20 protein-coding genes are annotated in these 22,170 nt (G+C 58.8%); 15 read left to right on the top strand and 5 right to left on the bottom strand.

All coding sequences use genetic code 11. The annotated features are described in order from the left end of the window. The first annotated feature begins 7 nt into the window (after positions 1 to 7). From rpsE to AD928_RS14470, 15 genes are all read left to right on the top strand, one after another. A complete protein-coding gene (rpsE, locus tag AD928_RS08470) occupies positions 8 to 586 on the top strand; it encodes a 30S ribosomal protein S5 (protein WP_061490106.1) in 579 nt (192 codons plus the stop codon). Next, a complete protein-coding gene (rpmD, locus tag AD928_RS08465) occupies positions 579 to 764 on the top strand; it encodes a 50S ribosomal protein L30 (RefSeq protein WP_043552264.1) in 186 nt (61 codons plus the stop codon). The genes rpsE and rpmD overlap by 8 nt, the downstream gene beginning before the upstream one ends. A 1-nt stretch (position 765) precedes the next feature. Further along, entirely contained in the window at positions 766 to 1,257 is a 492-nt protein-coding gene (rplO, locus tag AD928_RS08460) for a 50S ribosomal protein L15 (protein ID WP_043552267.1), read from the top strand. Positions 1,258 to 1,393: 136 nt separating this feature from the next. Next, complete coding sequence (gene secY, locus AD928_RS08455) at positions 1,394 to 2,752, top strand: preprotein translocase subunit SecY (protein WP_061509094.1); 1,359 nt, start codon at positions 1,394 to 1,396, stop codon at positions 2,750 to 2,752. Continuing rightward, on the top strand, positions 2,749 to 3,399 hold the full coding sequence (locus AD928_RS08450; RefSeq protein ID WP_062249794.1) for an adenylate kinase: 651 nt from the start codon (positions 2,749 to 2,751) through the stop codon (positions 3,397 to 3,399). Before secY ends, AD928_RS08450 begins: the two co-directional genes overlap by 4 nt. A 138-nt stretch (positions 3,400 to 3,537) precedes the next feature. Continuing rightward, on the top strand, positions 3,538 to 3,915 hold the full coding sequence (gene rpsM / locus AD928_RS08445; RefSeq protein ID WP_025826479.1) for a 30S ribosomal protein S13: 378 nt from the start codon (positions 3,538 to 3,540) through the stop codon (positions 3,913 to 3,915). 67 nt (positions 3,916 to 3,982) lie between these two features. After that, positions 3,983 to 4,375, top strand: coding sequence for a 30S ribosomal protein S11 (gene rpsK / locus AD928_RS08440; RefSeq protein ID WP_006557780.1), 393 nt, complete (start codon positions 3,983 to 3,985; stop codon positions 4,373 to 4,375). A gap of 112 nt (positions 4,376 to 4,487) precedes the next feature. After that, positions 4,488 to 5,507 (top strand): DNA-directed RNA polymerase subunit alpha, encoded by a 1,020-nt coding sequence (locus AD928_RS08435; protein WP_043552272.1) that lies wholly within the window; start codon positions 4,488 to 4,490, stop codon positions 5,505 to 5,507. A gap of 30 nt (positions 5,508 to 5,537) precedes the next feature. Then, positions 5,538 to 5,963, top strand: coding sequence for a 50S ribosomal protein L17 (gene rplQ / locus AD928_RS08430; RefSeq protein ID WP_043552274.1), 426 nt, complete (start codon positions 5,538 to 5,540; stop codon positions 5,961 to 5,963). Between the two features lie 317 nt (positions 5,964 to 6,280). Beyond that, a complete protein-coding gene (locus AD928_RS08425; RefSeq protein WP_061509096.1) occupies positions 6,281 to 7,609 on the top strand; it encodes an MFS transporter in 1,329 nt (442 codons plus the stop codon). A 316-nt stretch (positions 7,610 to 7,925) separates the two neighbouring features. After that, entirely contained in the window at positions 7,926 to 8,966 is a 1,041-nt protein-coding gene (locus AD928_RS08420; protein WP_062249792.1) for an ABC transporter substrate-binding protein, read from the top strand. Positions 8,967 to 9,073: 107 nt separating this feature from the next. After that, the gene (locus AD928_RS08415) at positions 9,074 to 9,727 is read left to right on the top strand and encodes an ABC transporter permease (protein WP_233420016.1); all 654 of its coding nucleotides are present in this window, start codon (positions 9,074 to 9,076) and stop codon (positions 9,725 to 9,727) included. Further along, entirely contained in the window at positions 9,724 to 10,536 is an 813-nt protein-coding gene (locus tag AD928_RS08410) for an ABC transporter ATP-binding protein (RefSeq protein WP_062249791.1), read from the top strand. The genes AD928_RS08415 and AD928_RS08410 overlap by 4 nt, the downstream gene beginning before the upstream one ends. Before the next feature lie 85 nt (positions 10,537 to 10,621). After that, positions 10,622 to 10,861, top strand: a complete 240-nt coding sequence (locus AD928_RS08405) for a hypothetical protein (RefSeq protein ID WP_062249789.1) — start codon at positions 10,622 to 10,624, stop codon at positions 10,859 to 10,861. A gap of 52 nt (positions 10,862 to 10,913) precedes the next feature. Further along, on the top strand, positions 10,914 to 11,090 hold the full coding sequence (locus AD928_RS14470) for a DUF1328 domain-containing protein (protein ID WP_043552281.1): 177 nt from the start codon (positions 10,914 to 10,916) through the stop codon (positions 11,088 to 11,090). Between the two features lie 63 nt (positions 11,091 to 11,153). Here AD928_RS14470 and AD928_RS08400 read toward each other — a convergent pair whose 3' ends face one another. The 5 genes from AD928_RS08400 to AD928_RS08380 form a co-directional block, all read right to left on the bottom strand. Beyond that, positions 11,154 to 12,710 (bottom strand): efflux transporter outer membrane subunit, encoded by a 1,557-nt coding sequence (locus AD928_RS08400; RefSeq protein ID WP_062249787.1) that lies wholly within the window; start codon positions 12,708 to 12,710, stop codon positions 11,154 to 11,156. Between the two features lie 8 nt (positions 12,711 to 12,718). Next, positions 12,719 to 16,015 (bottom strand): efflux RND transporter permease subunit, encoded by a 3,297-nt coding sequence (locus tag AD928_RS08395; protein ID WP_062249784.1) that lies wholly within the window; start codon positions 16,013 to 16,015, stop codon positions 12,719 to 12,721. Next, positions 16,012 to 19,203, bottom strand: coding sequence for an efflux RND transporter permease subunit (locus tag AD928_RS08390; protein ID WP_062249782.1), 3,192 nt, complete (start codon positions 19,201 to 19,203; stop codon positions 16,012 to 16,014). The genes AD928_RS08395 and AD928_RS08390 overlap by 4 nt, the downstream gene beginning before the upstream one ends. After that, positions 19,200 to 20,459, bottom strand: coding sequence for an MdtA/MuxA family multidrug efflux RND transporter periplasmic adaptor subunit (locus AD928_RS08385; RefSeq protein ID WP_062249808.1), 1,260 nt, complete (start codon positions 20,457 to 20,459; stop codon positions 19,200 to 19,202). Before AD928_RS08385 ends, AD928_RS08390 begins: the two co-directional genes overlap by 4 nt. A 267-nt stretch (positions 20,460 to 20,726) precedes the next feature. Further along, a complete protein-coding gene (locus AD928_RS08380) occupies positions 20,727 to 22,127 on the bottom strand; it encodes an MFS transporter (RefSeq protein ID WP_062249780.1) in 1,401 nt (466 codons plus the stop codon). Positions 22,128 to 22,170: the final 43 nt, after the last annotated feature.

Below are 22,170 nucleotides of genomic sequence, written 5' to 3'. Positions count from 1 at the left end.
TCACGTAATGGCTCGTGAACCAAGAGAAGGCGGTCGAGGCGGCCGTGATCGTGAACGCGAAGGTGATGAACTGGTTGATAAGCTGGTAACCATCAACCGCGTTGCTAAGGTTGTTAAGGGTGGTCGGCGCTTTGCCTTCGCTGCTCTGGTTGTCGTTGGCGACCAGAAAGGCCGCGTTGGGTATGGTGCTGGTAAGGCCCGTGAAGTGCCGGAAGCCATCCGTAAGGCTACGGAACGTGCCAAACGTGGCATGATCCGCGTGCCGATGAAGGAAGGCCGTACGCTGCATCACGATGTGGCTGGTCACTTCGGTGCTGGTAAAGTGATCCTGCGCTCTGCGGAAGCAGGGACGGGGATCATCGCTGGCGGCCCGATGCGCGCTGTCTTCGAAAGCCTGGGCATCAATGATGTGGTTGCTAAGTCCCTCGGGACCCGTAACCCGCATAACATGGTGAAGGCGACGTTCTCGGCGCTGGAACGGTGTGCAAGCCCGCGCTCTGTTGCCAATCGTCGTGGTAAGAAGGTTGCTGAAATCTTCGGTAAGCGCGACCAGGCTGCTTCGGCTGTGGAGGCTGCAGATGTCTGAGGCGAAAACCTTTAAAGTCACCCAGATTGCGTCCGGCAACGGTCGCAAGCCTGGTCAGAAAGAGACCCTTGTGGGTCTCGGCCTGAACAAGATCGGTCGTGAGCGGGTGTTGGAAGATACCCCCTCAACCCGCGGTATGGTCCGTAAGGTGGCCCACCTTGTGAAGGTGGAGGATTGATATGAATCTGAACGAACTGCGTGATAACGAAGGCTCTCGTTATCGCAAAAAGCGTCTCGGTCGTGGTATCGGTTCTGGCAAAGGCAAGACCTCCGGTAGAGGTGTGAAGGGGCAGAAAGCACGTGAAGGCGTGTCCCTGAACGGCTTTGAAGGTGGTCAGCTGCCGATCTATCGTCGTCTGCCGAAACGCGGCTTCAAAAACATCTTCCGCAAGGTCTATGCTCCGATTAACCTCGGTACCATTGAAAAAGCCTTTGCTGAAGGCAAGCTTGAAGCTGGCGCGGCTGTGACGGAAGAAACGCTGAAGAACGCTGGTCTGATCGGCACGGGCAAATATGCCGGTGTGCGCATTCTGGCTGAAGGCGAACTGACCCGCGCTGTCACGTTCGAAGTGTCTGGTGCTTCTGCTTCTGCAGTGGCAGCTATTGAGAAAGCTGGCGGGTCCATCAAGGTCCTGGTAGCTCCCAAGGCTGCTGAAGCCAGCGCATCCTGATGCTTTGGCCAGAAGGACGGTTTCGTACTGTTCTTCTGGTCGATGCCTCTCCAGATGTGGTCTGGGTTAACTCTTAGACTATCATGACAGCGTCCCGCGTTACGTGGTGGCGCTGTTTGTGTGAAAGGACGGATGCATGGCTTCCGCGGCCGAACAGTTGGCTGCCAACTTCAATGTGGGCTCCTTTGCCAAGGCAACCGAACTCAAAAAGCGGATTTGGTTCACTCTTGGTGCGCTGATCATTTACCGTCTTGGTACTTACATTCCGGTTCCGGGTGTGGATGCCACGGTTATGGGGCAGTTGCTGGCCCAGCATCAGGGTGGCATTCTGGGCATGTTCAACATGTTCACCGGTGGTGCGCTTGGGCGTATGACCGTCTTTGCCCTGAATATCATGCCCTACATCTCTGCCTCGATTATCGTGCAGCTGATGTCTACGGCTGTTCCTTCTCTGGAAGCCTTGAAAAAAGAGGGTGAACAGGGGCGGAAAAAGCTTAATCAGTACACCCGCTATCTCACTGTGTTTATTGCTTTGTTTCAGGCTTACGGCATTGCTGTTGGTCTTGAGAACATGCACAGCGCGGCTGGATCTGCGGTTGTTAATCCCGGTGCGTTCTTTCTGGTTTCCTGCGTGATCACCCTGGTGGGTGGCACCATGTTCCTGATGTGGCTGGGTGAACAGATTACCTCCCGCGGTGTTGGGAACGGGATCTCTCTGATTATCTTTGCCGGCATTGTGGCAAACCTGCCGCATGCGATGGCAAGCTTGTTCCAGCTTGGCTATACGGGCGCGCTTTCACCCTTTTTTGTGTTGGTGTTTCTTGTTCTGGCTGCGGTGACCATCACGTTCATCGTCTTCATGGAGCAGGCACAGCGACGCGTTGTGATCCAGTACCCCAAGCGTCAGATGGGGCAGAGGATGTTTGGGGGGGATACCACCCATATGCCTCTCAAGGTGAATACAGCGGGCGTAATCCCGCCGATTTTCGCATCATCTGTGCTGCTGATCCCTGTAACGATTTCTGGCTTCATGAACGGCAAATCCATGCCGGGATGGCTTTCGTTTCTGGGTGAAGAGCTGGGGCAGGGGCAGCCGCTCTATATGCTGTTCTATGCAGCAATGATCGTGTTCTTCTCGTATTTCTATGCGGCGGTCACGTTTAATCCGGCTGAGACGGCAGATAACCTGCGCAAGCAGGGGGGCTTTATTCCCGGGATTCGTCCCGGTGCTGCGACGGCAACCTATTTTGATAAGATTCTGACGCGCCTGACGACGATTGGCGCTGCCTACATGGTTCTTGTGTGTCTGCTGCCGCAGATTCTGATCAGTCGTTACAACGTGCCGTTCTACTTTGGTGGCACCAGTCTGATCATTATCGTGTCAGTCACGATTGATACCGTGACGCAGGTGCAGTCGCATCTTGTTGCGCACCAGTATCAGGGGCTTATGCGGCGCTCCCGTGGAGGCAAGAAGCAGAGGATTATCAGACGATGAACGTTATTTTTCTGGGACCTCCCGGTGCCGGGAAGGGGACGCAGTCCAAGCGGCTGGAAGAGCAATACGGTCTGGTGCAGATATCAACGGGGGACATGCTGCGTGCAGAAGTTGCCCGGGGGTCTGACATCGGGAAGCAGGCGAAATCACTCATGGATGCCGGGCGACTGGTGCCTGATGAGCTGATTATTGCCATGCTGCACTCCCGGATTGCGCAGCCTGATTGTGCAAAAGGATTCATCCTGGATGGATTCCCGCGCACGCTCGGGCAGGCGGATGCTCTGGATAAGATGCTGTCTGCCGAAAATAAAAAAATAGATGTGGTTCTGTTTCTGGATGTTGATGAAGACATTCTGGCAGACCGAATCTCCGGCCGCTTTACGTGCAGCAAGTGTGGCGCGACGTACAATGAAGTCTCCAAGCCTCCCCAGAAGGAAGGCGAGTGTGATGTGTGCGGAAGCCATGAGTTCAAGCGTCGGGCGGACGACAAGCGTGAAACGGTTGTGGAGCGCCTGAAGGAGTATCGGAATCTTACGGCTCCGATTCTTCCTTTTTACGTAAAAACCGGACGGCTTTATAAAATTAATGGAATGCTTCCGACCGCTCAGGTCACGGCAGACATTGAAGCTGTCATGGCTGGGAAGTGACAGCTCACGAAAAAGTGATCTGTTTTCGTTGACTTGTGCGGGTGGCCGGTATATTTCGCGGCCACTGATTGAAATCATGCATCCATGTGGATGCCAGTAGTGTTCGACCAGCGAGTTGGACCGACAGGAGTGTAAAGCGTGGCACGTATTGCCGGCGTGAATGTCCCGACGAACAAACGGGTTGTTATCGGGCTTCAGTATATTTACGGAATTGGCGCAACCAAAGCGGCTCAGATCTGCGAGAAAGTCGGCATTGCCGATGCAAAGCGCGTGAACGAGCTGAGCGATGACGAAATCGCAAAGCTGCGTGAAGTGATCGACACCGACTATCGCGTTGAAGGTGATCTGCGTCGTGAAGTCGCAATGAACATCAAGCGTCTGATGGATCTGGGTTGCTATCGCGGTCTTCGTCACCGTCGCGGTCTGCCGGTGCATGGTCAGAGAACCCACACCAATGCCCGTACGCGTAAGGGTAAGGCTGTGGCTATCGCTGGTAAGAAGAAAGCCACGCGTTAATCTGATTTGTTGAGGATCTCCGGACGGCTTTTGCGGGCTTCTGGGCAGGGACTGAGGTAGGAAAACAATGGCGAAAGCCGCTACACCGCGTATTCGTAAAAAAGAGCGCAAGAACATTATTTCTGGCGTGGCACATGTTCTGTCCACGTTTAACAACACCATGATCACCATCTCTGATGCCCAGGGGAATGCAATTTCCTGGTCTTCCGCTGGTGCTCAGGGCTTCAAAGGCTCCCGTAAGTCTACGCCGTATGCGGCGCAGGTTGCTGCTGAAGATGCAGGCCGCAAGGCCCGTGAACACGGCATGGAAACGCTGGAAATCGAAGTCTCCGGTCCTGGGTCAGGGCGCGAGAGCGCTCTGCGTGCTCTGCAGGCAGTCGGTTTTTCCATCACCTCTATCCGTGACATGACCCCGGTGCCGCATAACGGTTGCCGCCCGCGTAAGCGTCGTCGCGTCTAAGCATTGAGGCTGTGCGGCTACCTTACAGTAGCCGCCGTCTTTTCGCTGTTCTGTTAATTTTCTGAGAAATCGCTGCATCAGCAGTGTTTTTTCATATTGAAAGGCCGGTACCTTGGTCCTTCAGAAAAACTGGCAATCTCTGATCAAGCCCGAAAAGCTTGAAGTCGAATCCGGTGTGGAACCGACACGTATTGCGACAGTTGTGGCAGAACCGCTTGAGCGCGGTTTTGGTATGACTCTGGGCAACGCCCTGCGTCGTGTGCTGTTGTCTTCCCTGCAGGGGGCTGCTGTTACGGCCGTGCAGATTGACGGCGTCCTGCATGAGTTCTCTTCCGTTGCTGGCGTGCGCGAAGATGTGACGGACATTGTCCTGAACATCAAACAGCTTGCACTGCGTATGCATGGTGAAGGGCCGAAGCGCATGGTGCTGACGGCGACTGGCCCCGGTGAAGTGCGTGCCGGCCAGATCCAGACCGGGCATGACATTGAAGTCATGAATCCTGACCTGGTGCTCTGCACGCTGGATGACGGCGTGAAGCTGGGCATGGAATTCGTGGTGAACATGGGCAAGGGCTATGTCCCTGCTGCTGCAAACCGTCCGGAAGATGCGCCGATCGGTCTTATTCCGATTGATGCCATCTATTCTCCGGTTAAGCGCGTGTCTTACAAAGTGGAGCCGACCCGCGTTGGGCAGGTTACCGACTTTGATAAGCTGCTGCTGACGGTGGAAACCAACGGCGCCATCACGCCGGAAGATGCTGTTGCTCTTGCTGCCCGAATCCTTCAGGATCAGCTGCAGCTGTTCATCAACTTTGACGAGCCGCGTCCGGTTCAGGCTGAAGAGCCGCAGGATGACCTGCCCTTCAACCGTAACCTGCTGCGCAAGGTGGATGAACTTGAACTGTCTGTTCGTAGCGCAAACTGCCTGAAGAACGACAACATCATCTATATCGGGGACCTGGTCCAGAAGAGCGAGCAGGAAATGCTGCGCACTCCGAACTTCGGGCGTAAGTCTCTGAACGAGATCAAGGAAGTCCTGACCTCCATGGGGCTTTCTCTGGGTATGAATGTGCCGGCCTGGCCGCCGGAAAATATTGAAGATCTGGCAAAGCGGCTTGATGAGCCGTTCTAAGTCCATATCTTACTGACTAGGAACTGAACTATGCGTCACCGGATGGCCGGCAGAAAGCTCGGCGTAACCTCTTCTCACCGCGCGGCAATGTTTCGCAACATGGCCGTTGCTCTCATCAAACACGAGCAGATCACGACCACTCTGCCCAAGGCGAAGGAACTGCGTCCCGTCGTCGAAAAGCTGATCACGCTGGGCAAACGTGGTGATCTGCATGCACGTCGTCAGGCTTATGCCATGCTGCGTGACGAAGTGATCGTGAAGAAACTGTTCTCTGCGATTGCTGAACGCTACAAAGGCCGCACCGGTGGGTATTCCCGCGTGATGCGCGCTGGCATGCGTTATGGCGATGCCGCCGACATGGCTGTGATCGAACTGGTCGACCGCGATGTCAGCGCGAAGGGCCAGGACAGCGGCCCCCGTCCGGAAGTGACGGAATCGCACGATCTGGCAGCCTGAGGCTTTCAGAGTTTGATTTGGGAGGCCGGCTTCTTCATGCCGGTCTCTTCTGCCACTCTGGCAGAGGCGCCCACACACGGTGGGCGTTTTTATCAGCCCGGATGTTGAGTTTTGCTCCGTCCAAGCGGCTGTATGGGTGAGATCTCACGATCTGTCTATTTCGTCTGAAGTCTGACGGATACCCAACCAAAAATCGTTTTTTTCGGTTCTTTGCGAGCACTCCCGCAAGGTCCCGTAAGGTGATGCGCCCAAAGCCCCCGCAATGAGGCGAGGTGTCTTTATTTCGTGCCGTCACCGCATGTCAGGAGAGCATGTAGATGCAGACAGCAACACAGCAGGAAAAACCACACTTAATAGACAGGATGGGCATACCACGTCCCTTACTCTGGGGCTTTGTCGGGCTTTTGCTATTCATGATCGGGGACGGGGTTGAAGCCGGGTATCTGGCACCGTACCTGGAAGGGCAGGGGCAGTCCTCCACACGCGTTGCACTGCTGTTTACCATTTACGGTGTTGCTGTTTCCATTTCATCCTGGCTTTCCGGCCCGCTATCTGACCTGTGGGGCCCAAAGAAGGTCATGTGGGCCGGCCTGTGGATCTGGGGTATTTTTGAAGTCCTGTTCCTGCTGCTGGGCCTCCAGCCGAACAACTATCAGATGATGATGGTGGCCTATACGGCCCGTGGTCTGGGCTATCCGCTGTTTGCCTATGGCTTTCTGGTGTGGATTGCTGCGGCAACGCCGGCCCGTCAGCTTGGCTCTGCGGCTGGCTGGTTCTGGTTTGCCTTCTCTGGTGGACTTCCCACGCTTGGCTCTCTGTTTGCCAGCTTTGCCATTCCGCGCATTGGGGAAATGGGCACGTTCTGGTCTTCTCTGATCCTGGTTATGGCTGGCGGCCTTGTGGCTCTGCTGTTCACACGCGAACCGCGTGGCATGCAGCGCCTCAGCCCGCCGGACGTGACGCTGAAACAGGCCATGTTTGGCTCTATCAGCATCATCTGGAGAGAGCCGAAGACGCTGGTTGCTGGCATTGTCCGCACCATCAACACGTCCTCTGAATATGCTTTTCTGGTCATCATGCCGGGCGTGTTTACCAAGCTGGTCGGGTTCTCTCTGGAGCAGTGGCTGCAACTGCTGTCTATCGTGTTCCTGAGCAACATCATCTTCAACCTGCTTTCCGGGATGATGGCCGATAAGCTGGGCCCGCGGACGGTTGTGGCTGTTGGTGGCGGTCTTGGTGCGGCGATCTCTGTTCCGCTGTTCTATTATGTGCCGCTGTCCTTCACGCATAACTTCCCCATCGCAGCTGCTATGGGTGTGCTGTATGGCGCGTCTCTGGCATCCTTCGTGCCGCTGTCTGGCCTGATGCCGCAGGTTTGCCCGCGTGAAAAAGCCGCAGCTCTGTCCATTCTGGGTCTTGGTGCTGGTGCCAGCACGTGGGTTGGCCCGGCGATTGTGACCTGGTTTGAAGGTTGGCGCGGTGTTGAAGGCGTGATCTGGATCTTCAGTGGTCTGTATGTCGTCTCTGCGCTGCTGACGCTAATGATCACGGTTTCTCCGGAAGCGCGGGCGCAGATCCGCAAGGATGAGTTGAGCGAAGCGCAGGCCGACCGTGAAGCTGCGATGCATGCCGTCGGTAACCAGTAAAAACCGGGAGGCAAACGCCTCTTTGGTCTGAAGACGTCTGGTTTGTGAAAAACCGTGCCGCTTCCGGTTTCAGGGTGACCTGAAAGGAGGGGGCGCGGTTTTTTGCTGTTGGGCGGTGGCGGTATGGTGGCAGGAGCGTGCTGTGGTGGGGCAACCTCATCGCAGGCGCTCCTGTTTTTTTGTCAGGGTCTCAGATTACCCAGAAGCTATGGCGAAACGGAATAATCCCCATTTCCGATTGTAGCATTGACAGAGAGTCGTATTTTCTCACTATTACGTTTAGGTATTAAACGCTTTTTCTCAGCGTGGTGATGAAATGAAACGGCTCTTTTCCCGATTAATGGTTTTAGGCGCGTTGACGCTCTCCGCGCTGAGTGGCACGGCGCAGGCTGGCACGCCGGTAAGAATTGGCTACATCCCGGTTTTGGGATCGTCCGCACTGTTTGTGCTGGAAGGCGAAGGCTGGGCGAAGGACGCCGGGCTGGACCTCAACCTGGTGCGCTTTACCTCTGGCCCGCAGGCTATTCAGGCGCTGGTCTCCGGCCGGATTGACGCCTATGTGGCCGGTGTTCTGCCGCTGTTGCAGGCACGGGCGCATGGGGCTGACGTGAAGGTGGTGACGGCTGCCTCTGTCGAAGAGCTGGAAGTGGTATCTCGCGGCACGCTGAGCGCTCTGCTGCCTGAAGGAACAGAAGGTGGTCTTTCTCCTGATGCTCTGAAAGGCATCCTTGATAAATTCAGGCAGGAGCAGTCTCGCCTGCCGCGCATTGCCGCTCAGCCGTCTGGCTCTGTGCCGGATAGCCTGCTGCGGTTCTGGCTGCAGAAGCGCGAGGGGATTAACCCTGTCACATCATCCGTGAACATTATCGGCGTGGATATTGATGCCGCTCAGCAGGCCTTTCTGGCCGGGGCGGTGGATGCTGCCGTGCTGAGAGAACCGGCTCTGACGGTTGTGCGCAGCCGCCTGAAGGATGTCAGAACGCTGGCCAGCGGGCATGACCTGCTGCCGGACCAGCCCGGTTCTGTGCTGGCCATTGTCAAACCGGATGCGCCGGACCGTCAGGCATGGGCCAAAGTGCTGGGCGGCCTGTTTGTGCGGGCGACAACACTGCTGTCTACGCACCCGGATGAGGCTGCTCCGTTTGTGACCAAAGCGCTGGGTGGCGGCATTCTGAGCGAAGACGTTCTGAAAAAAGCCCTGGAAGGCTCGGCCTCCCGTTTTGTGAGTGACCCGACCCGCATTATCGAAGGTGTGCGGCAGGTGCAGGATTTTGAGGTTGAGCAGGGGCTTCTGCGTAAGGCGCAGCCGGTTGAAGAGCTGTTTGATCTGGACCTGTGGCGGCAGCTGAACCCGTGAAGGCTGCTCTTTCCCGACGGCAGCGCGTTGCGCTGTCGGGCCTTGGTCTGGTTGTGTTTTTTGGAGGCTGGGAAGCGGCAGTCCGCACCGGCCTCCTGCCGTCCGGCATGGTACCTGCGCCCAGTTCCCTCTGGCAGGCCTGGCTGGATGAAGTGCATGGCGGATTCTGGCAACAGGCCATTCTGGATAGCCTGAGCCATTATGCGCTGGGGCTGTTGTTCGGGTCCGTGCTGGGCGCGTTGATCGGGCTGCTGTGCGGCATGGTGCCGGTGCTGGATGCGTTTCTGGCTGGCATTGTGCATCTGCTGCGCCCGGTGCCGGGGCTGGCATGGGTGCCGTTCGCCATTTTGTGGTTTGGGCTGAACACATCCGGGGCGACCTTTGTTATCGCCATTTCCGTCTTCTGGATCAATTTCTACGCGGCCTATGCAGCGGTGCGCAGTGTGGACCCGGAACTGTATGAACTGGCCTCAGCCTTCGGGCATGGCAGCTTTTTGGGGCGTCTGTTCAAGGTTGTGCTGCCGGCGTCTGCCCCCGGTGTGATGGCCGGGCTCAGAACCGGGCTGGGGCAGGGCTGGATGTCGGTTGTGGCGGCGGAGTTGTTTGGTGTGCCGGGTATTGGCGCGCGGATGATGCAGGCGTCCAGCCTTCTGGCGACTGATGTGGTTGTGGTTTATATGCTGACCATGGCTCTTCTCTATGCAGTGACGGATTTTCTGTTCGGGTTTGTGCGTCTGCGTGTGTTGCGGTGGCAGGCATGAGTGATGCGATGCCGCTGGCGCGGCTGGATGATGTCGGGCTCTCGCATGATGGCGGTGAGACCTTCATTCTGCGCCATGTCAGCCTGAATTTGCACAAAGGTGAGTTTGTTGCCCTGTTGGGGCCGTCCGGCGTGGGGAAGTCCACGCTGCTGCGCGTGCTGATGGGACTGAGCAAGCCGTCCGAAGGCACGGTGACAGGCCCGCAGGATGATACTGGCGCGGCAGAAGGGCGTTCTGCGGGTAAACGTCGGGCGCAGGCGCTGGTCTTTCAGGATGCGCGGCTGATGCCCTGGCGCTCGGTGTTGCGGAATGTTGCCTTTGGTCTGGAAGGGTTGGGGCTGGACCAGCAGGAAAAGCGGGAGCGCGCTCTGGACGCTCTCCGGCTGGTGGGGCTGGAAGAGGCGGCAGACCGTTGGCCCAAGCGGCTCTCTGGTGGCCAGCGGCAGCGTGTTGGCGTGGCGCGGGCTTTGACCGTGGACCCGGACCTGCTGCTGATGGACGAGCCCTTTGGGGCTCTGGATCCCATTACACGTAACAGCCTGCAGGATGAACTGCTACGGATCTGGCAGCAGACTCATAAGACGGTGCTGTTTGTTACCCATGATATTGAGGAAGCTCTGAAGCTGGCGACCCGTATTGTCGTGCTCTCCGGCTCACCCGCAGGGATTACCGGAGAGCTGACAATTGGGGCTGAGCAGAAGACGCCGGACTCTCCGGCCTTCCGAATGTATGCAGCCCGGCTGCGCGCCATGATTGCCGGAGAACCCGACCCCGGTGGCGCTCCTTACTGGCGTTCTGCTGAAATTTAATTTTTTTCTAAGAAAGTGCCGTCATGACGCATCTCTCTGCGCAAGAGTGCGTTATGAGGAGTCACGAGTAAGGGGAGGGTTTCCTATGAGCGACGAAAAAACAGTTGAGCACAAACTGGAAGACGGCATTGGCCGCGTGCAGGACGGTGCTGAAGACCTTTTTAACAAGGCCAAAGATAAGGCTGATGATCTGACCTCCTGCAACAAGGGCTGTGCCGCACTGGATGCGATGCGGGACTGCGTTGCAGATCAGCCTGTGATTGCAGCCTCATTTGCTGGGCTGCTTGGCTTTATTTTGGGCGCCGTGATTGCCCGCAAATCCTGATTTAAAGCAACCGACGGGTCTGTTGGTTCAAAACATATAAGGACGCACGTACATGCTGAAAATGGCACTTTTCTTTCTGGTCATCTCCATCATCGCGGGCCTGTTCGGCTTTGGGGGGATTTCCTCCGCGGCTGCCGGAATGGCAAAAATTCTGTTTTTTATCGCGATTGTTCTGTTCGTGGTGTTCCTGGTCATTGCCCTGCTGGCAGGCCGGTCGCTCACCCGATAAACGGTTTAGCCCGCTTTAATAAAAAAGCCCCTGTCCGCAAGGAGAGGGGCTTTTTTTGTGACCTCAGTTTTTGTCTTTCTGAATGAAAGACGGCAGGAACGGATTATCCGTCTGCATGGAGTTCTTGCTGGGCAGTTCGGCCGCATCCCAGCCGCCGCCCAGATTTTCAATCAGTGTCACAGAATCCAGCATCCGGCTTTGCTGGATCTGGAGCGCGGTCTCCGCGTTGGAAAGGGCCGTGACTTCCGATGTGATGACCGTCGTATAAATCTCGGTGCCTGCCATATACTGGTTAAATGCCACATTCACGGCACGGTTGGAGGCTTTGACGGCTATATCCTGCTGGTCAGCCTGCTGAGCCAGCACGCGCAGGTTAGCCAGCTGATCTTCCACGCCTTGCAGGGCGGTCAGCACGGTCTGACGGTAAGTCGCGACGTAATAGTCGTAATTAGCATTGGCTTCATGCACCGCCGCAGTACGGCTGCCACCGGAGAACAGCGTTTCCGTGGCTGAGGCCCCCAGAGCCCAGATACGGTTAGCCACCTGCACCAGCGTACCCACCGGGTCCCCGCTATAGGAATAGGAGGCTGTGAGCTTTACGTCAGGGTAGAAGGCGGCAATGGCAGCGCCAATCTGGGCATTATATTCTTCCATCCGGCGTTCAGCCGCAGCGACGTCCGGGCGGCGTTGCAGCAGGTCGGCCGGGACTGTTACCGGAATGGCCGGGATGCTGCGGGGCAGGGCGCCGGGGGCGATGGAGACATCCGCAGGGGCCTTGCCAATCAGAATGGCAATGGCGTGCTCATACTGCGCACGGGCCGCCTGTGTGGCGGTGGACTGGGCGCGGGTCTGCTCCAGCTGGGTCTGCGCCTGCAGCAGCGTGGTCGGGGTGGCTGTCCCGGCGTCATACTGGTTTTTGGTGATCTGATAGGAGCGTTCATAGAACCTCACGTTCCGCTCCAGCAGGTCATGCAGGCTGTCCTGATAGCGCATGTTGAAATACGCCGTGGCCAGCTGGGCCTGATAGGACAGGCGCGCATTGGCGAGGTCCGCTGCGGTGGCCTGTGTTTCCGTCACCTGTGCCTGAATCTGGCGGCGGATCTTGCCCCAGAGATCAAGATCCCATGAGGCCGTTGGCCCCATGCCGTAGGTGTTTTCCGTCGTGTTGGACGGGGTGTAGCCCGTAGAGGATGACCCATCCCCACCGTAATTGATGATGGTGCCGGAGGAGCGTGAACCACGGCCCGAGCTCTGCCGGTTGAAAGACAGGGAGCCGCTGAGCGTTGGGTAGAGCTGCGCGCGCACCGAGTTGATGGTCGCACGGGCGTTCCGGTAGCGGGCGTCATACTCCAGCACGTTCTGGTTGTTCAGCGCGACCTGTGCTTCCAGCTCGTTCAGCGTGGGGTCATTATAAATGGTCCACCATGTGCCCTTGGGCAGCTCCGCCAGAGCGGGTTTGGCATAGCTCCAGCCCGGTGCCGGGCGCAGTTCCTTGAACTGCGGGGAGACAATGGCGGACGGGCGCTTGTAGCTGGGGCCGACCATGCAGCCCGTCAGAATAAGAGGTGCCAGCAGGATACTCAGGCGGCGAGAAGACGGACGGAGAGGGAAATGCTTCATCGGGCGTATCAGGTATCTTGCATGTTGTGAGAGAGGCGGAGGGAGCGGGTGCGCCGCCGGGTAAAGCGCAGGCGTAACCCATCCATAACGAGGTAGATAACGGGTGTCGTATAGAGCGTGAGCGCCTGACTGACGATAAGGCCGCCCACAATCGCAATTCCCAGCGGGCGGCGCAACTCGGCGCCGTAGCCATTGGCGATAATCAGGGGCGCAGCCCCCAGAGCCGCTGCGACAGAAGTCATCATAATGGGCCGAAAACGCAGCAGGCAGGCCGTGCGGATGGCCTCCAGCGAGGACAGGTTCTGGTCTCGCTCGGCTTCAATGGCGAAGTCCACCAGCATGATGGCGTTTTTCTTGACGATGCCGATCAGCAGAATCACGCCAATCATGGCAATCAGCGAAAATTCCTCGCCGGCCAGTTGCAGCGCCAGCAACGCACCCACGCCTGCGGAGGGCAGGGTGGAGAGGATGGTCAGCGGATGCACGTAGCTCTCATACAGCACGCCCAGCGTAATATAGACGGCGGCAAGGGCTGCCAGAATGAGGATAGGTTCGTCATTCACCGTCTGCTGGAACTGCGCGGCATTGCCCGCAAAGCTGCCGTGGATGGTCGGCGGCATGTGCAGGGATACCTGCGCCGCCTGCAGAACCTGCGTGGCCGTCCCCAGAGAGACACCCTTGGCCAGATTGAACGAGATGGTGGTGGCGACGGACTGACCCTGATGGTTGATGGACAGCGCTGTTTTGGCCGGCACCAGTTTGGAGACCAGCGTAAGCGGCACCATGGTTTCCGACGAGGTGCTGACCGCCGAGCCATTGGACGCGCTCGCACCACCAGCCAGAGCATTGGCGATCTGGTTCTTGAAGGACTGGCTGCTCAGGCTGGAAGAGCTGCTATTGCCCGCGGAATCCAGACCAGAGGAATCCCGCCGGACGCGCACGGTATTGGACTTTGTGCCGCCCCCGGCAGACCCGCCGGAGACACTGATCCACACCTGATTGAGCGAATTGGGACTGGACCAGTGCTGAGGGTCCGCTTCCATCACCACATGATACTGATTGAGCGCGTTATAAATGACGGACGCTGAGCGCTGACCGAAGGCGTCATACAGCGTATTGGCCAGAAGCTGGGGGGTGATCTCCACACGGGCGGACGTGTTGCGGTCAATCTGCACATCAATAGCGGCACCGCCCTGCTGCACGTCGGAAGAGAGATCCGTAAATTCCGTGCGGTGTTGCAGGGCCGCCAGCAGCTTGCTGGTCCATGTATAGAGTTCGGAGGCGGACTCCCCTTCCAGTGTATACTGATACGAGGCATTGCTCTGCCGTGCGCCGGCCCGCACCGCGCCGGGTTGCATGAGGAAGAACTGAGCCCCCACCAGATGACTCAGCTTGCGTGTGACGCGGGCAATCAGATCGGTCGGGGTGTCTGAACGGTCGGCCTTGTCCTTGAGTTGCAGGAACAGGTTGGCCTGATTGGAGCCGCGCCCGCCGATAAAGCTGGAGACGCTCTGCACGTCCTTGTCTTTCAGGATGGTCTTCTGAACATCCACCAGCTTTTGCGACAGAGCGGTGAAGGAAATGGACTGGTCGCCCTGCAAATGGCCCATCAGCATGCCGGTATCTTCCGTGGGGAAGAAGCCTTTGGGCATGTGGATAAACAGCGCCACAATCAGTGCCAGCGTAACCGGCAGGCTGAGCAGCACCAGTTTACGGTGGCTGAGCGCCATATCCAGCGTGCGCGTATATCCTGCCTGCAGGCTGTTGAGCACCGTGGTAATGGCCGCGGCGATGCGACGGAGAAAGGCAGGCGTGCTGCCGGGCTTGCGCGGCGTGAGCAACTGCGCGGCCATCATGGGGGTGAGGGTGAGGGACAGCACCATGGACACCAGAATGGTGATGGAGACCGTCATCGCAAATTCATGGAACAACCGCCCGGCCAGTCCGCCCAGCAGCAGAATGGGCAGAAACACAGCAATGAGCGAAATGGAGATGGAGAGCACCGTAAAGGCGACTTCGCCCGTGCCGCGAATGGCGGCATCCCGCGCGGAATAGCCCTGCTCGATATAGCGGGCAATATTTTCCATCACCACAATGGCATCATCCACCACAAAGCCGGTGGAGACGGTCAGCGCCATGAGGGACATATTGTCCAGCGAATAGCCGAGAGTGGCCATCACGCCAAAGGTCGCAACAATGGAGGTCGGCACCACGACGGCGGGGATGAGCGTCATGCGGCCGGAATGCAGGAAGGCCAGCACCACCAGCACCACCAATATTACGGAGATGATGAGGGTGTATTGCGTATCCGCCAGCGAGGCGCGAATGGTCAGCGAGCGGTCCAGCCCGACATGCAGATCCACGCCGCCGGGGAGGGCCGCCTGCAGGAGCGGCATTTTGGCGTTGATCTGATCCACCGTTTTGATGGTGTTCGCCCCGGCCTGCGGGAAGACAACGGCAATGACGGAGCGGGACCCGTTGTAATAGCCAGCGTTGCGGAGGTCTTCCACGCTGTCCTGCACATAAGCCACGTCCGCCAGGCGTACCGGGCGGTTGTTCCGCCAGGCAATAATCAGATCCCGGTAGTCCTGCGCGCTGCGGGCCTGATCGTTCGTATCCAGCGTAAAGCGCAGGCCGTTCTGGTCCACAATCCCTTTGGGCGTGTTGGCGTTGGCGGAGGCCAGCGCTGCCCGGACGTCTTCAAAGCTGATGCCGTATTTGTAGAGTGGGTGCGGGTTGATTTCCACGCGCACAGCCGGAAGCGCACTCCCGCTGATTTCCACTTCCCCCACGCCCTCAATCTGAGAAAGCTGCTGTTCCAGAACGTTAGTGGCGTAATCATACAGCTGCGGCTGGGTGTGGGTGTCTGACGTGAGCGCCAGAATCAGGATGGGCGCGCCGTTGGGGTTGGCTTTTGAATAGGACGGATTTTGCCGCAGGGTTGAGGGCAGATCCGCATGGGCGGCCTGAAGAGCAGCCTCCACATCCCGCGCAGCCCCGTTGATGTCCCGCGAGAGCGCGAATTGCAGGGTGATGCGCGTTGTGTTCTGGGAGGACTGGGACGTCATTTCCGTGAGGTCCGCAATCTGGCCCAGATGCCGTTCCAGTGGTGCGGCGACCGCACTGGCGATTTCTTCAGGCGAGCCACCGGCCTGACGGGCCTGCACCTGAATAACCGGGAAATCGACGTTCGGCAGGTCCGCAACCGGAAGGCTTCTGTACCCCAGCACCCCGGCAAGCAGAAGCGCTACGGTCAGCAGAATGGTGGCAACAGGCCGGTCAATGAAGATCCGGCTGAAGTTCACGAGTTAACCTGTCCGGCTGGAGGAGGCTGGGTGGGAGGCAGGTCATGGCGGTGGCGCCACGTATTCCAGCGGTGTGCCCATGTATCCAGCGTCAGATAGATCACCGGTGTGGTGAATAGCGTGAGCAGCTGGGAGAGTGCCAGACCACCAATAATGGTCAGCCCCAGCGGGTAACGCAGTTCAGACCCCGTGCCATTGGAAATGACCATCGGCACAGCGCCCAGCATGGCCGCCAGCGTCGTCATCAGAATGGGACGGAAACGCAGGGTGGCAGCCTGACGGATGGACTGAAGGGAGTCCATGCCGTGCTCGCGCTCGGCGTCCAGCGCGAAGTCGATCATCATGATGGCGTTTTTCTTCACGATGCCAATCAGCAGCACGATGCCGATAATGCCCATCACATCCAGATCGACCCCGGCCACAATCAGCGTCAGCAAGGCACCAATGGCGGCGGAGGGCAGGGTGGAGAGAATGGTGATGGGGTGAATGAAGCTCTCGTAGAGAATGCCCAGCACGATATAGACCGCGATCAGCGCTGCTGCGACGAGGAACAGCTCGTTGCTCAGAGAGCCTTCAAACGCGGCGGCTGTGCCCTGGAAGGACGTCTGGAAGGACGACGGCAGTTTGATCTCTTCTTCCACCTTGCGGATGGCCGCCGTGGCATCCCCCAGCGCGTAGCCGGGTGCGAGGTTGAAGGAGACGGTCGTGGCAGGGAACTGCCCGAAATGCGTAATCAGCAGCGGGGCCTTGCCTTTTGTCACCGTGGTGACAGCGGCCAGAGGCACCAGTCCGGAGGTGGGCGAACGGGTAGGGCCGGAGGCGCTTTCCCCCGAGTTCCCGCTGATACCGGGCAGGTAAATCTGGTTGAGCGAGGCCAGATTGGTCTGGAAGGCCGGGTCGGCTTCCAGAATCACGCGGTACTGGTTGGACTGCGTGTAGATGGTGGAAATCTGCCGCTGGCCGAAGGAGTCATACAGCACGTTATCAATGGTCTGCGGCGTGATGGAGTAGCGGGCCCCGGTGGTGCGGTCCAGCGTGACATGGGCCACCAGCCCTTCGGCCTGAAGGTCAGACGTGACATCGGCCAGAGCGGGCTCCTGCCGCAGGCGGTCCAGCAGTTTGGGGATCCACGTGTTGAAGGTTGCGGAATCCGGGTTTTCCAGCAGGAACTGATACTGCGTAGCGGTGACGGTGGTATCCAGCGAGAGATCCTGAATGGGCTGCATATACAGCTTGATCCCGGCGACCTGCGACGTTTCTTCTTCCAGGCGGCGCGCAATGGTGGAGGCGCTGTCTGAGCGGTCATCATGCGGGCGCAGGTTGATAAGGAAGCGTCCCTGATTAAGCGTGGCGTTCTGCCCGTCCACCCCCACAAAGGAGGAGAGGGAGACCACATCCGGGTCTTTCAGCAGCACCCGTGCCAGTTCCTGCTGGTGCTCCTTCATGCTCTCGAACGAGATAGCCTGGGAGGCAACGGAAATACCCTGAATGACGCCGGTATCCTGCGCGGGGAAGAACCCCTTGGGGATGATGCACGCCAGAACGCCGGTCAACACCAGTGTGCCAACTGCCACAAACAGGGTCAGAACACGGTGGGCCAGAACCACATCCAGCGCGCGGTCATATCCGGCAATCAGCTTTTCCGTTGCCACTTCCATGCGGGCGGACCAGCGCTGGAAGGCGGTGGTGGCGTGGGCTTCATCATGCGGGCGCTCGCTGAGGATGCGGGCGCACATCATGGGCACCAGCGTCAGCGAGACCACCGCGGACAGGACGATGGTGATGGAGAGCGTCAGCGCAAATTCATGGAACAGGCGGCCAACCACATCGCCCATGAACAGCAGCGGGATCAGCACCGCAATCAGTGAGATGGTCAGGGAGATAATGGTGAAGCCGATTTCCCCGGCACCTTTGATGGCGGCGGTCATCCGGTCTTCGCCCGCTTCCACGTAGCGCGAGATGTTCTCAATCATCACGATGGCATCATCCACCACAAAGCCGGTGGCGATGGTCAGAGCCATGAGCGAGAGGTTATCCAGCGAGAAGCCGAGCAGATACATGATGGCCAGCGTGCCGATAATGGAAAGCGGCACGGACAGGCTGGGGATGATGGTGGCCGGAATGTTGCGCAGGAAGACGAAGATCACGCCAACAACCAGCACCAGTGCCAGAAACAGCTCGAACTCCACGTCCGAGACGGAAGCGCGGATGGTGGTGGTGCGGTCTGTCAGCGGGACAATATCAATGCCCGGCGGCAGCGCCTTGCGCAGGACGGGCAGGGCGGACTGAATATTGTCCACCACGGAAATGACGTTGGCCCCCGGCTGGCGCTGCACATTCATGATCAGCGCCGGGGTCAGGTTGGACCATGCGGCAAGCTGGGTGTTTTCCGCACCGATGACGACGGTCGCCACATCCCGGATACGCACAGGCCCGCTGTTCTGATAGGCGATGATCTGATTGAGCAGCATATCCACATTGGTAATCTGGCCATCAACCCGCAGCGTCGCCGCACGGGTTGCGCCGTCAAACGTGCCGGTCGGGGAATTGACGTTGACGTTGCCAATGGTGGTGCGCAGCGTGTCCAGATCAATCCCGTAAGATGTCAGTTTGGGAATGTTGACGCGGACGCGAATGGCCTTGCGGTTGCCGCCAGAGAGCGTGACCAGCCCGACGCCGGAAATCTGGCTGATTTTCTGGGCCAGACGGGTATCAACATAGTCTTCCACTTCCGGCAACGGGATGGTGGAGGACGTGATGCCCAGTGTCAGCACGGGGGTGTCTGCCGGGTTAACCTTGGCGTAGACCGGCGGGGCCGGAAGGTCAGTCGGCAGGAGGGAATTGGCCTGATTGATGGCCGCCTGCACTTCCTGCTCCGCCACATCCATGGACATGGTGAGGTTGAAGCGCAGCGTAATGACGGACGCGCCCCCGGAGGAGCGGGAGGTCATCTGGTCCAGCCCCGGCATCTCGCCAAACTGGGTTTCCAGCGGGGCGGTGACAGAGGTCGCCATCACATCCGGCCCGGCGCCCGGGTAGAACGTCTCAACCGTAATGGTGGGGTAATCCACCTGCGGCAGCGCCGAGACCGGGAGGAAGTGGTAGCCCAGAAGCCCGCTCATCAGAATGGCGAGCATCAGGAGCGTTGTGGCGACGGGCCTGCGGATAAAGAGGCTGGAGGGGTTCACTGGGCAGGCGTACCGGCAGGTGTGGTGGTGGGAGACGTGTCGGCTGCCGTCTTGGGATCAGGAATAGTGACCTTGCTGCCAGCGCGCAGGTGGTCCACGCCGTCCGTCACCACGCGGTCCCCGGCCTGCAGGCCGGTTTTCACGACCGTGTTCGTGCCGTCAGAAATCCCGATGTTGACCTGACGGACTTCCACCGTGCTGTCCGCTTTGACCACATACACAAACTGGCCGGAGGGGCCCGTCTGCAGGGATGTGGAAGGCACCAGAATGACGTTTTCCAGATCCTTCACCAGCAGGCGTGCGTTGACGAACTGGTTGGGGAACAGATGCTCATCGGTATTGGGGTAGATGGCGCGCAGGCGGACCGTGCCAGTGGCCGTATCAATCTGGCTGTCCAGTGTGCTGACGGTGCCATCAGCAATCTTGGTGCTGTTTGAGCTGTCCCATGCTTCCACCTTCAGGGAGCCCTTGGCGCGGAGCTGTTCCGCAACCTGCGGGAGCTGGTCCTGCGGCAGGGTGAAGATGACGGAGATGGGTTGCATCTGGGTCAGCACAGCCAGACCGCCGGACTGACCAGCACTGAGGTAGTTGCCCTTATCCACCGCGCGGATACCAATACGGCCATCCACCGGGGCGGTGATGTGACAGTAGATCAGCTGAAGTTTCTGGTTATCCACCAGAGCCTGATCAGACTTGACGGTGCCTTCATACTGCTGGACCAGAAATTCCTGATCCCGCGCAGTTTTGGCGTCGATACTGTCCTGCTTGATCAGGCGCTGGTAACGGGCGTTATCCACGCGGGCCTGCGCCAGCTGGGCTTTGTCGCGCTCAAGCTGGCCTTCATACTGAGCAAGCTGCACTTCATAGGGGCGCGGGTCGATAACGGCCAGCAGATCGCCAGCATGCACATGCTGCCCTTCCGTAAAGAGCACCTGCATCAGGTAGCCTTCCACACGGGTCTGCACCGTCACGTTGGTGACGGGCACAACCGTCCCAAGTTCCGTCAGGACCACCGGCATGGTGCCGGTCTTGACGACCTGCACCGCAACGGGCTGGGCCGTGCTGCTATCGACGGCAGCATGGCGGCTGGAATGCTTGCCTGTTGTGGTTGTGTGGTGCGGGCGCAGGAAGGCAAACGCCAACACACAGACGCCAGCAACGGCTACGCCGCTCCAGAGGAGACGCTTTTTCCGGCTTGATGTGCGGGGAGGAGGCGTGGGTGAATCGGATCGTGTGTCCGTGGTATGATCATCCATAGGGCGCGCGGCTCGTTTCACCTGACAGCTAGAGTGGACAGCAGAGGCTGCAATGCAGCCCTGCGGGAAACCAAAGGGCACAGTAGCAGCTTTTCCCAACCGTTCAATTTCAATCCTGACAAGAAACTGACGGATGGGAGGCGGCTTCTGTTGTAACAAAAACAAGATTTGAGTTTACACGGACTGAAAGTGCCATCCAAGATTTATTACGGAAAGAGAACACTATCAAAGAGCGTTTAAAATAAGGTTTAAGATCGGAAGGCGGGATCAGGATTTGTTGCCGCTCATGCTGGCTCCGGCCTGTGGGGAAAGACACGCCGCAGCCGGCACGGCCAGCATGGAGATGGTGCCCGTCACCAGAAAGGCGATTGAGAAATCATGCAGGGTGGGTGTGGCGTGCTGGCGGAGGATGTGCGTGAGCGTGAGCGTGAGCGTGCCTGCTGCCGTGCAGATGCCAACCGAGAGCATGAGCTGTTGCAGGGTGGAATAGAGGCTGGTGGCCGCACTCATGCGCTGCCTGGAAATATCCGCATAGGCGATGGTGTTATAGGCCGAAAACTGCGTGGCCTGCGCCATGCCGGCTACGAACAGAATCAGCGATAGCGTCCAGAGCGGCTGGCCTTTGTGGAAGCCTGCAATCAGGGCGAACAGAATGGCGGCGGAAAACCCGTTGGCCATCAGCACGCGCCTGAAGCCCCAGCGGGCCAGTGTGGCGGGCACAAAAGGCCGCATGGCAATGGCCCCGAGGGGCGCAATAAAGGTGATAGCCCCGCTCTGTGCCGCATTCAGGCCTGCGCCAATTTGCAGGAACGTTGGGAACAGGAACGGGAGTGAGCCGACAGCGACGCGAGACGCCGCGCCCCCCACCACGGAAATGGCGAAGGTCGGCACGCGAAACAGGCTAAAATCCAGTAACGGGGCCTCCGTGCGGCCCGCATGCAGGCTATAAAGCCCCATCAGGCTGCTACCGCCTGCCAGCATGCCCAGAACCAGCATGCCGCCGCCTTCACCATGGCTGAAGAGTTCCGCTGCAATTGAAAGAATGGCAAGTCCGCCACCGGCCAGAAGCATGCCACGCAGGTCAAACGGTGGCGGGTTGGGCGCGCGGACATTGGGGATGAAGCGGCGGGTCAGTAGGAGCCCCACAAGGCCGACCGGGATATTGAGATAGAAATTCCAGCGCCAGGACAGATAGGTGGTGATGAAACCGCCCACCACAGGCCCCATCAGCGGGCCGAGGGTGGCGGGGAGCATCATCCACGTCATGGTGCGCACCAGATCTTCCCGCGCTGTGCCGCGGAGCACCACCAGACGCCCCACCGGCACCATCAGTGCGCCGCCAATGCCCTGCAAAGTAAGCATACAAGCCAGAAAAATCAGGCTGGTAGAGGATGCGCACAGCACCGAGCACGCAACGAACATGATGATGGCCCCGGTCAGCACCGTGCGGCTGCCCAGCCTGTCGGCCAGCGCGCCGGAAGCGGGGATAAATATGGCCAGACCTATGATGTAGGACGTCAGCGCCACGGAGGTGGACACTGTATCGACATGCAGGCTGTGGGCGATGGAGGGGAGTGCTGTGGCCAGAATGGTGCCGTCCAGCTGCTCCATGAAGAACATGGAAGCGACGATAAGGGCGATCAGATGAGGGCGGCTTATAGACGGCATGCTAGCCAGAGACGTGTTTTTGCGGTCTGATGCAACAGAAGAC

This window comes from Acetobacter cerevisiae (genome assembly GCF_001580535.1).
In the GTDB taxonomy this organism is placed as follows: Bacteria; Pseudomonadota; Alphaproteobacteria; order Acetobacterales; family Acetobacteraceae; genus Acetobacter; species Acetobacter cerevisiae.
This window is presented reverse-complemented; position numbering and strand designations above follow the sequence as displayed.

What these genes read in the sequence shown, in the direction of transcription:
- rpsE (WP_061490106.1), top strand. Translation starts at nt 8, where the DNA reads ATGGCTCGTGAACCAAGAGAAGGCGGTCGAGGCGGCCGTGATCGTGAA.
- rpmD (WP_043552264.1), top strand. Translation starts at nt 579, where the DNA reads ATGTCTGAGGCGAAAACCTTTAAAGTCACCCAGATTGCGTCCGGCAAC.
- rplO (WP_043552267.1), top strand. Translation starts at nt 766, where the DNA reads ATGAATCTGAACGAACTGCGTGATAACGAAGGCTCTCGTTATCGCAAA.
- secY (WP_061509094.1), top strand. Translation starts at nt 1,394, where the DNA reads ATGGCTTCCGCGGCCGAACAGTTGGCTGCCAACTTCAATGTGGGCTCC.
- AD928_RS08450 (WP_062249794.1), top strand. Translation starts at nt 2,749, where the DNA reads ATGAACGTTATTTTTCTGGGACCTCCCGGTGCCGGGAAGGGGACGCAG.
- rpsK (WP_006557780.1), top strand. Translation starts at nt 3,983, where the DNA reads ATGGCGAAAGCCGCTACACCGCGTATTCGTAAAAAAGAGCGCAAGAAC.
- rplQ (WP_043552274.1), top strand. Translation starts at nt 5,538, where the DNA reads ATGCGTCACCGGATGGCCGGCAGAAAGCTCGGCGTAACCTCTTCTCAC.
- AD928_RS08425 (WP_061509096.1), top strand. Translation starts at nt 6,281, where the DNA reads ATGCAGACAGCAACACAGCAGGAAAAACCACACTTAATAGACAGGATG.
- AD928_RS08420 (WP_062249792.1), top strand. Translation starts at nt 7,926, where the DNA reads ATGAAACGGCTCTTTTCCCGATTAATGGTTTTAGGCGCGTTGACGCTC.
- AD928_RS08415 (WP_233420016.1), top strand. Translation starts at nt 9,074, where the DNA reads ATGGTACCTGCGCCCAGTTCCCTCTGGCAGGCCTGGCTGGATGAAGTG.
- AD928_RS08410 (WP_062249791.1), top strand. Translation starts at nt 9,724, where the DNA reads ATGAGTGATGCGATGCCGCTGGCGCGGCTGGATGATGTCGGGCTCTCG.
- AD928_RS08405 (WP_062249789.1), top strand. Translation starts at nt 10,622, where the DNA reads ATGAGCGACGAAAAAACAGTTGAGCACAAACTGGAAGACGGCATTGGC.
- AD928_RS14470 (WP_043552281.1), top strand. Translation starts at nt 10,914, where the DNA reads ATGCTGAAAATGGCACTTTTCTTTCTGGTCATCTCCATCATCGCGGGC.
- AD928_RS08400 (WP_062249787.1), bottom strand. Translation starts at nt 12,710, where the DNA reads ATGAAGCATTTCCCTCTCCGTCCGTCTTCTCGCCGCCTGAGTATCCTG.
- AD928_RS08385 (WP_062249808.1), bottom strand. Translation starts at nt 20,459, where the DNA reads ATGGATGATCATACCACGGACACACGATCCGATTCACCCACGCCTCCT.
- AD928_RS08380 (WP_062249780.1), bottom strand. Translation starts at nt 22,127, where the DNA reads ATGCCGTCTATAAGCCGCCCTCATCTGATCGCCCTTATCGTCGCTTCC.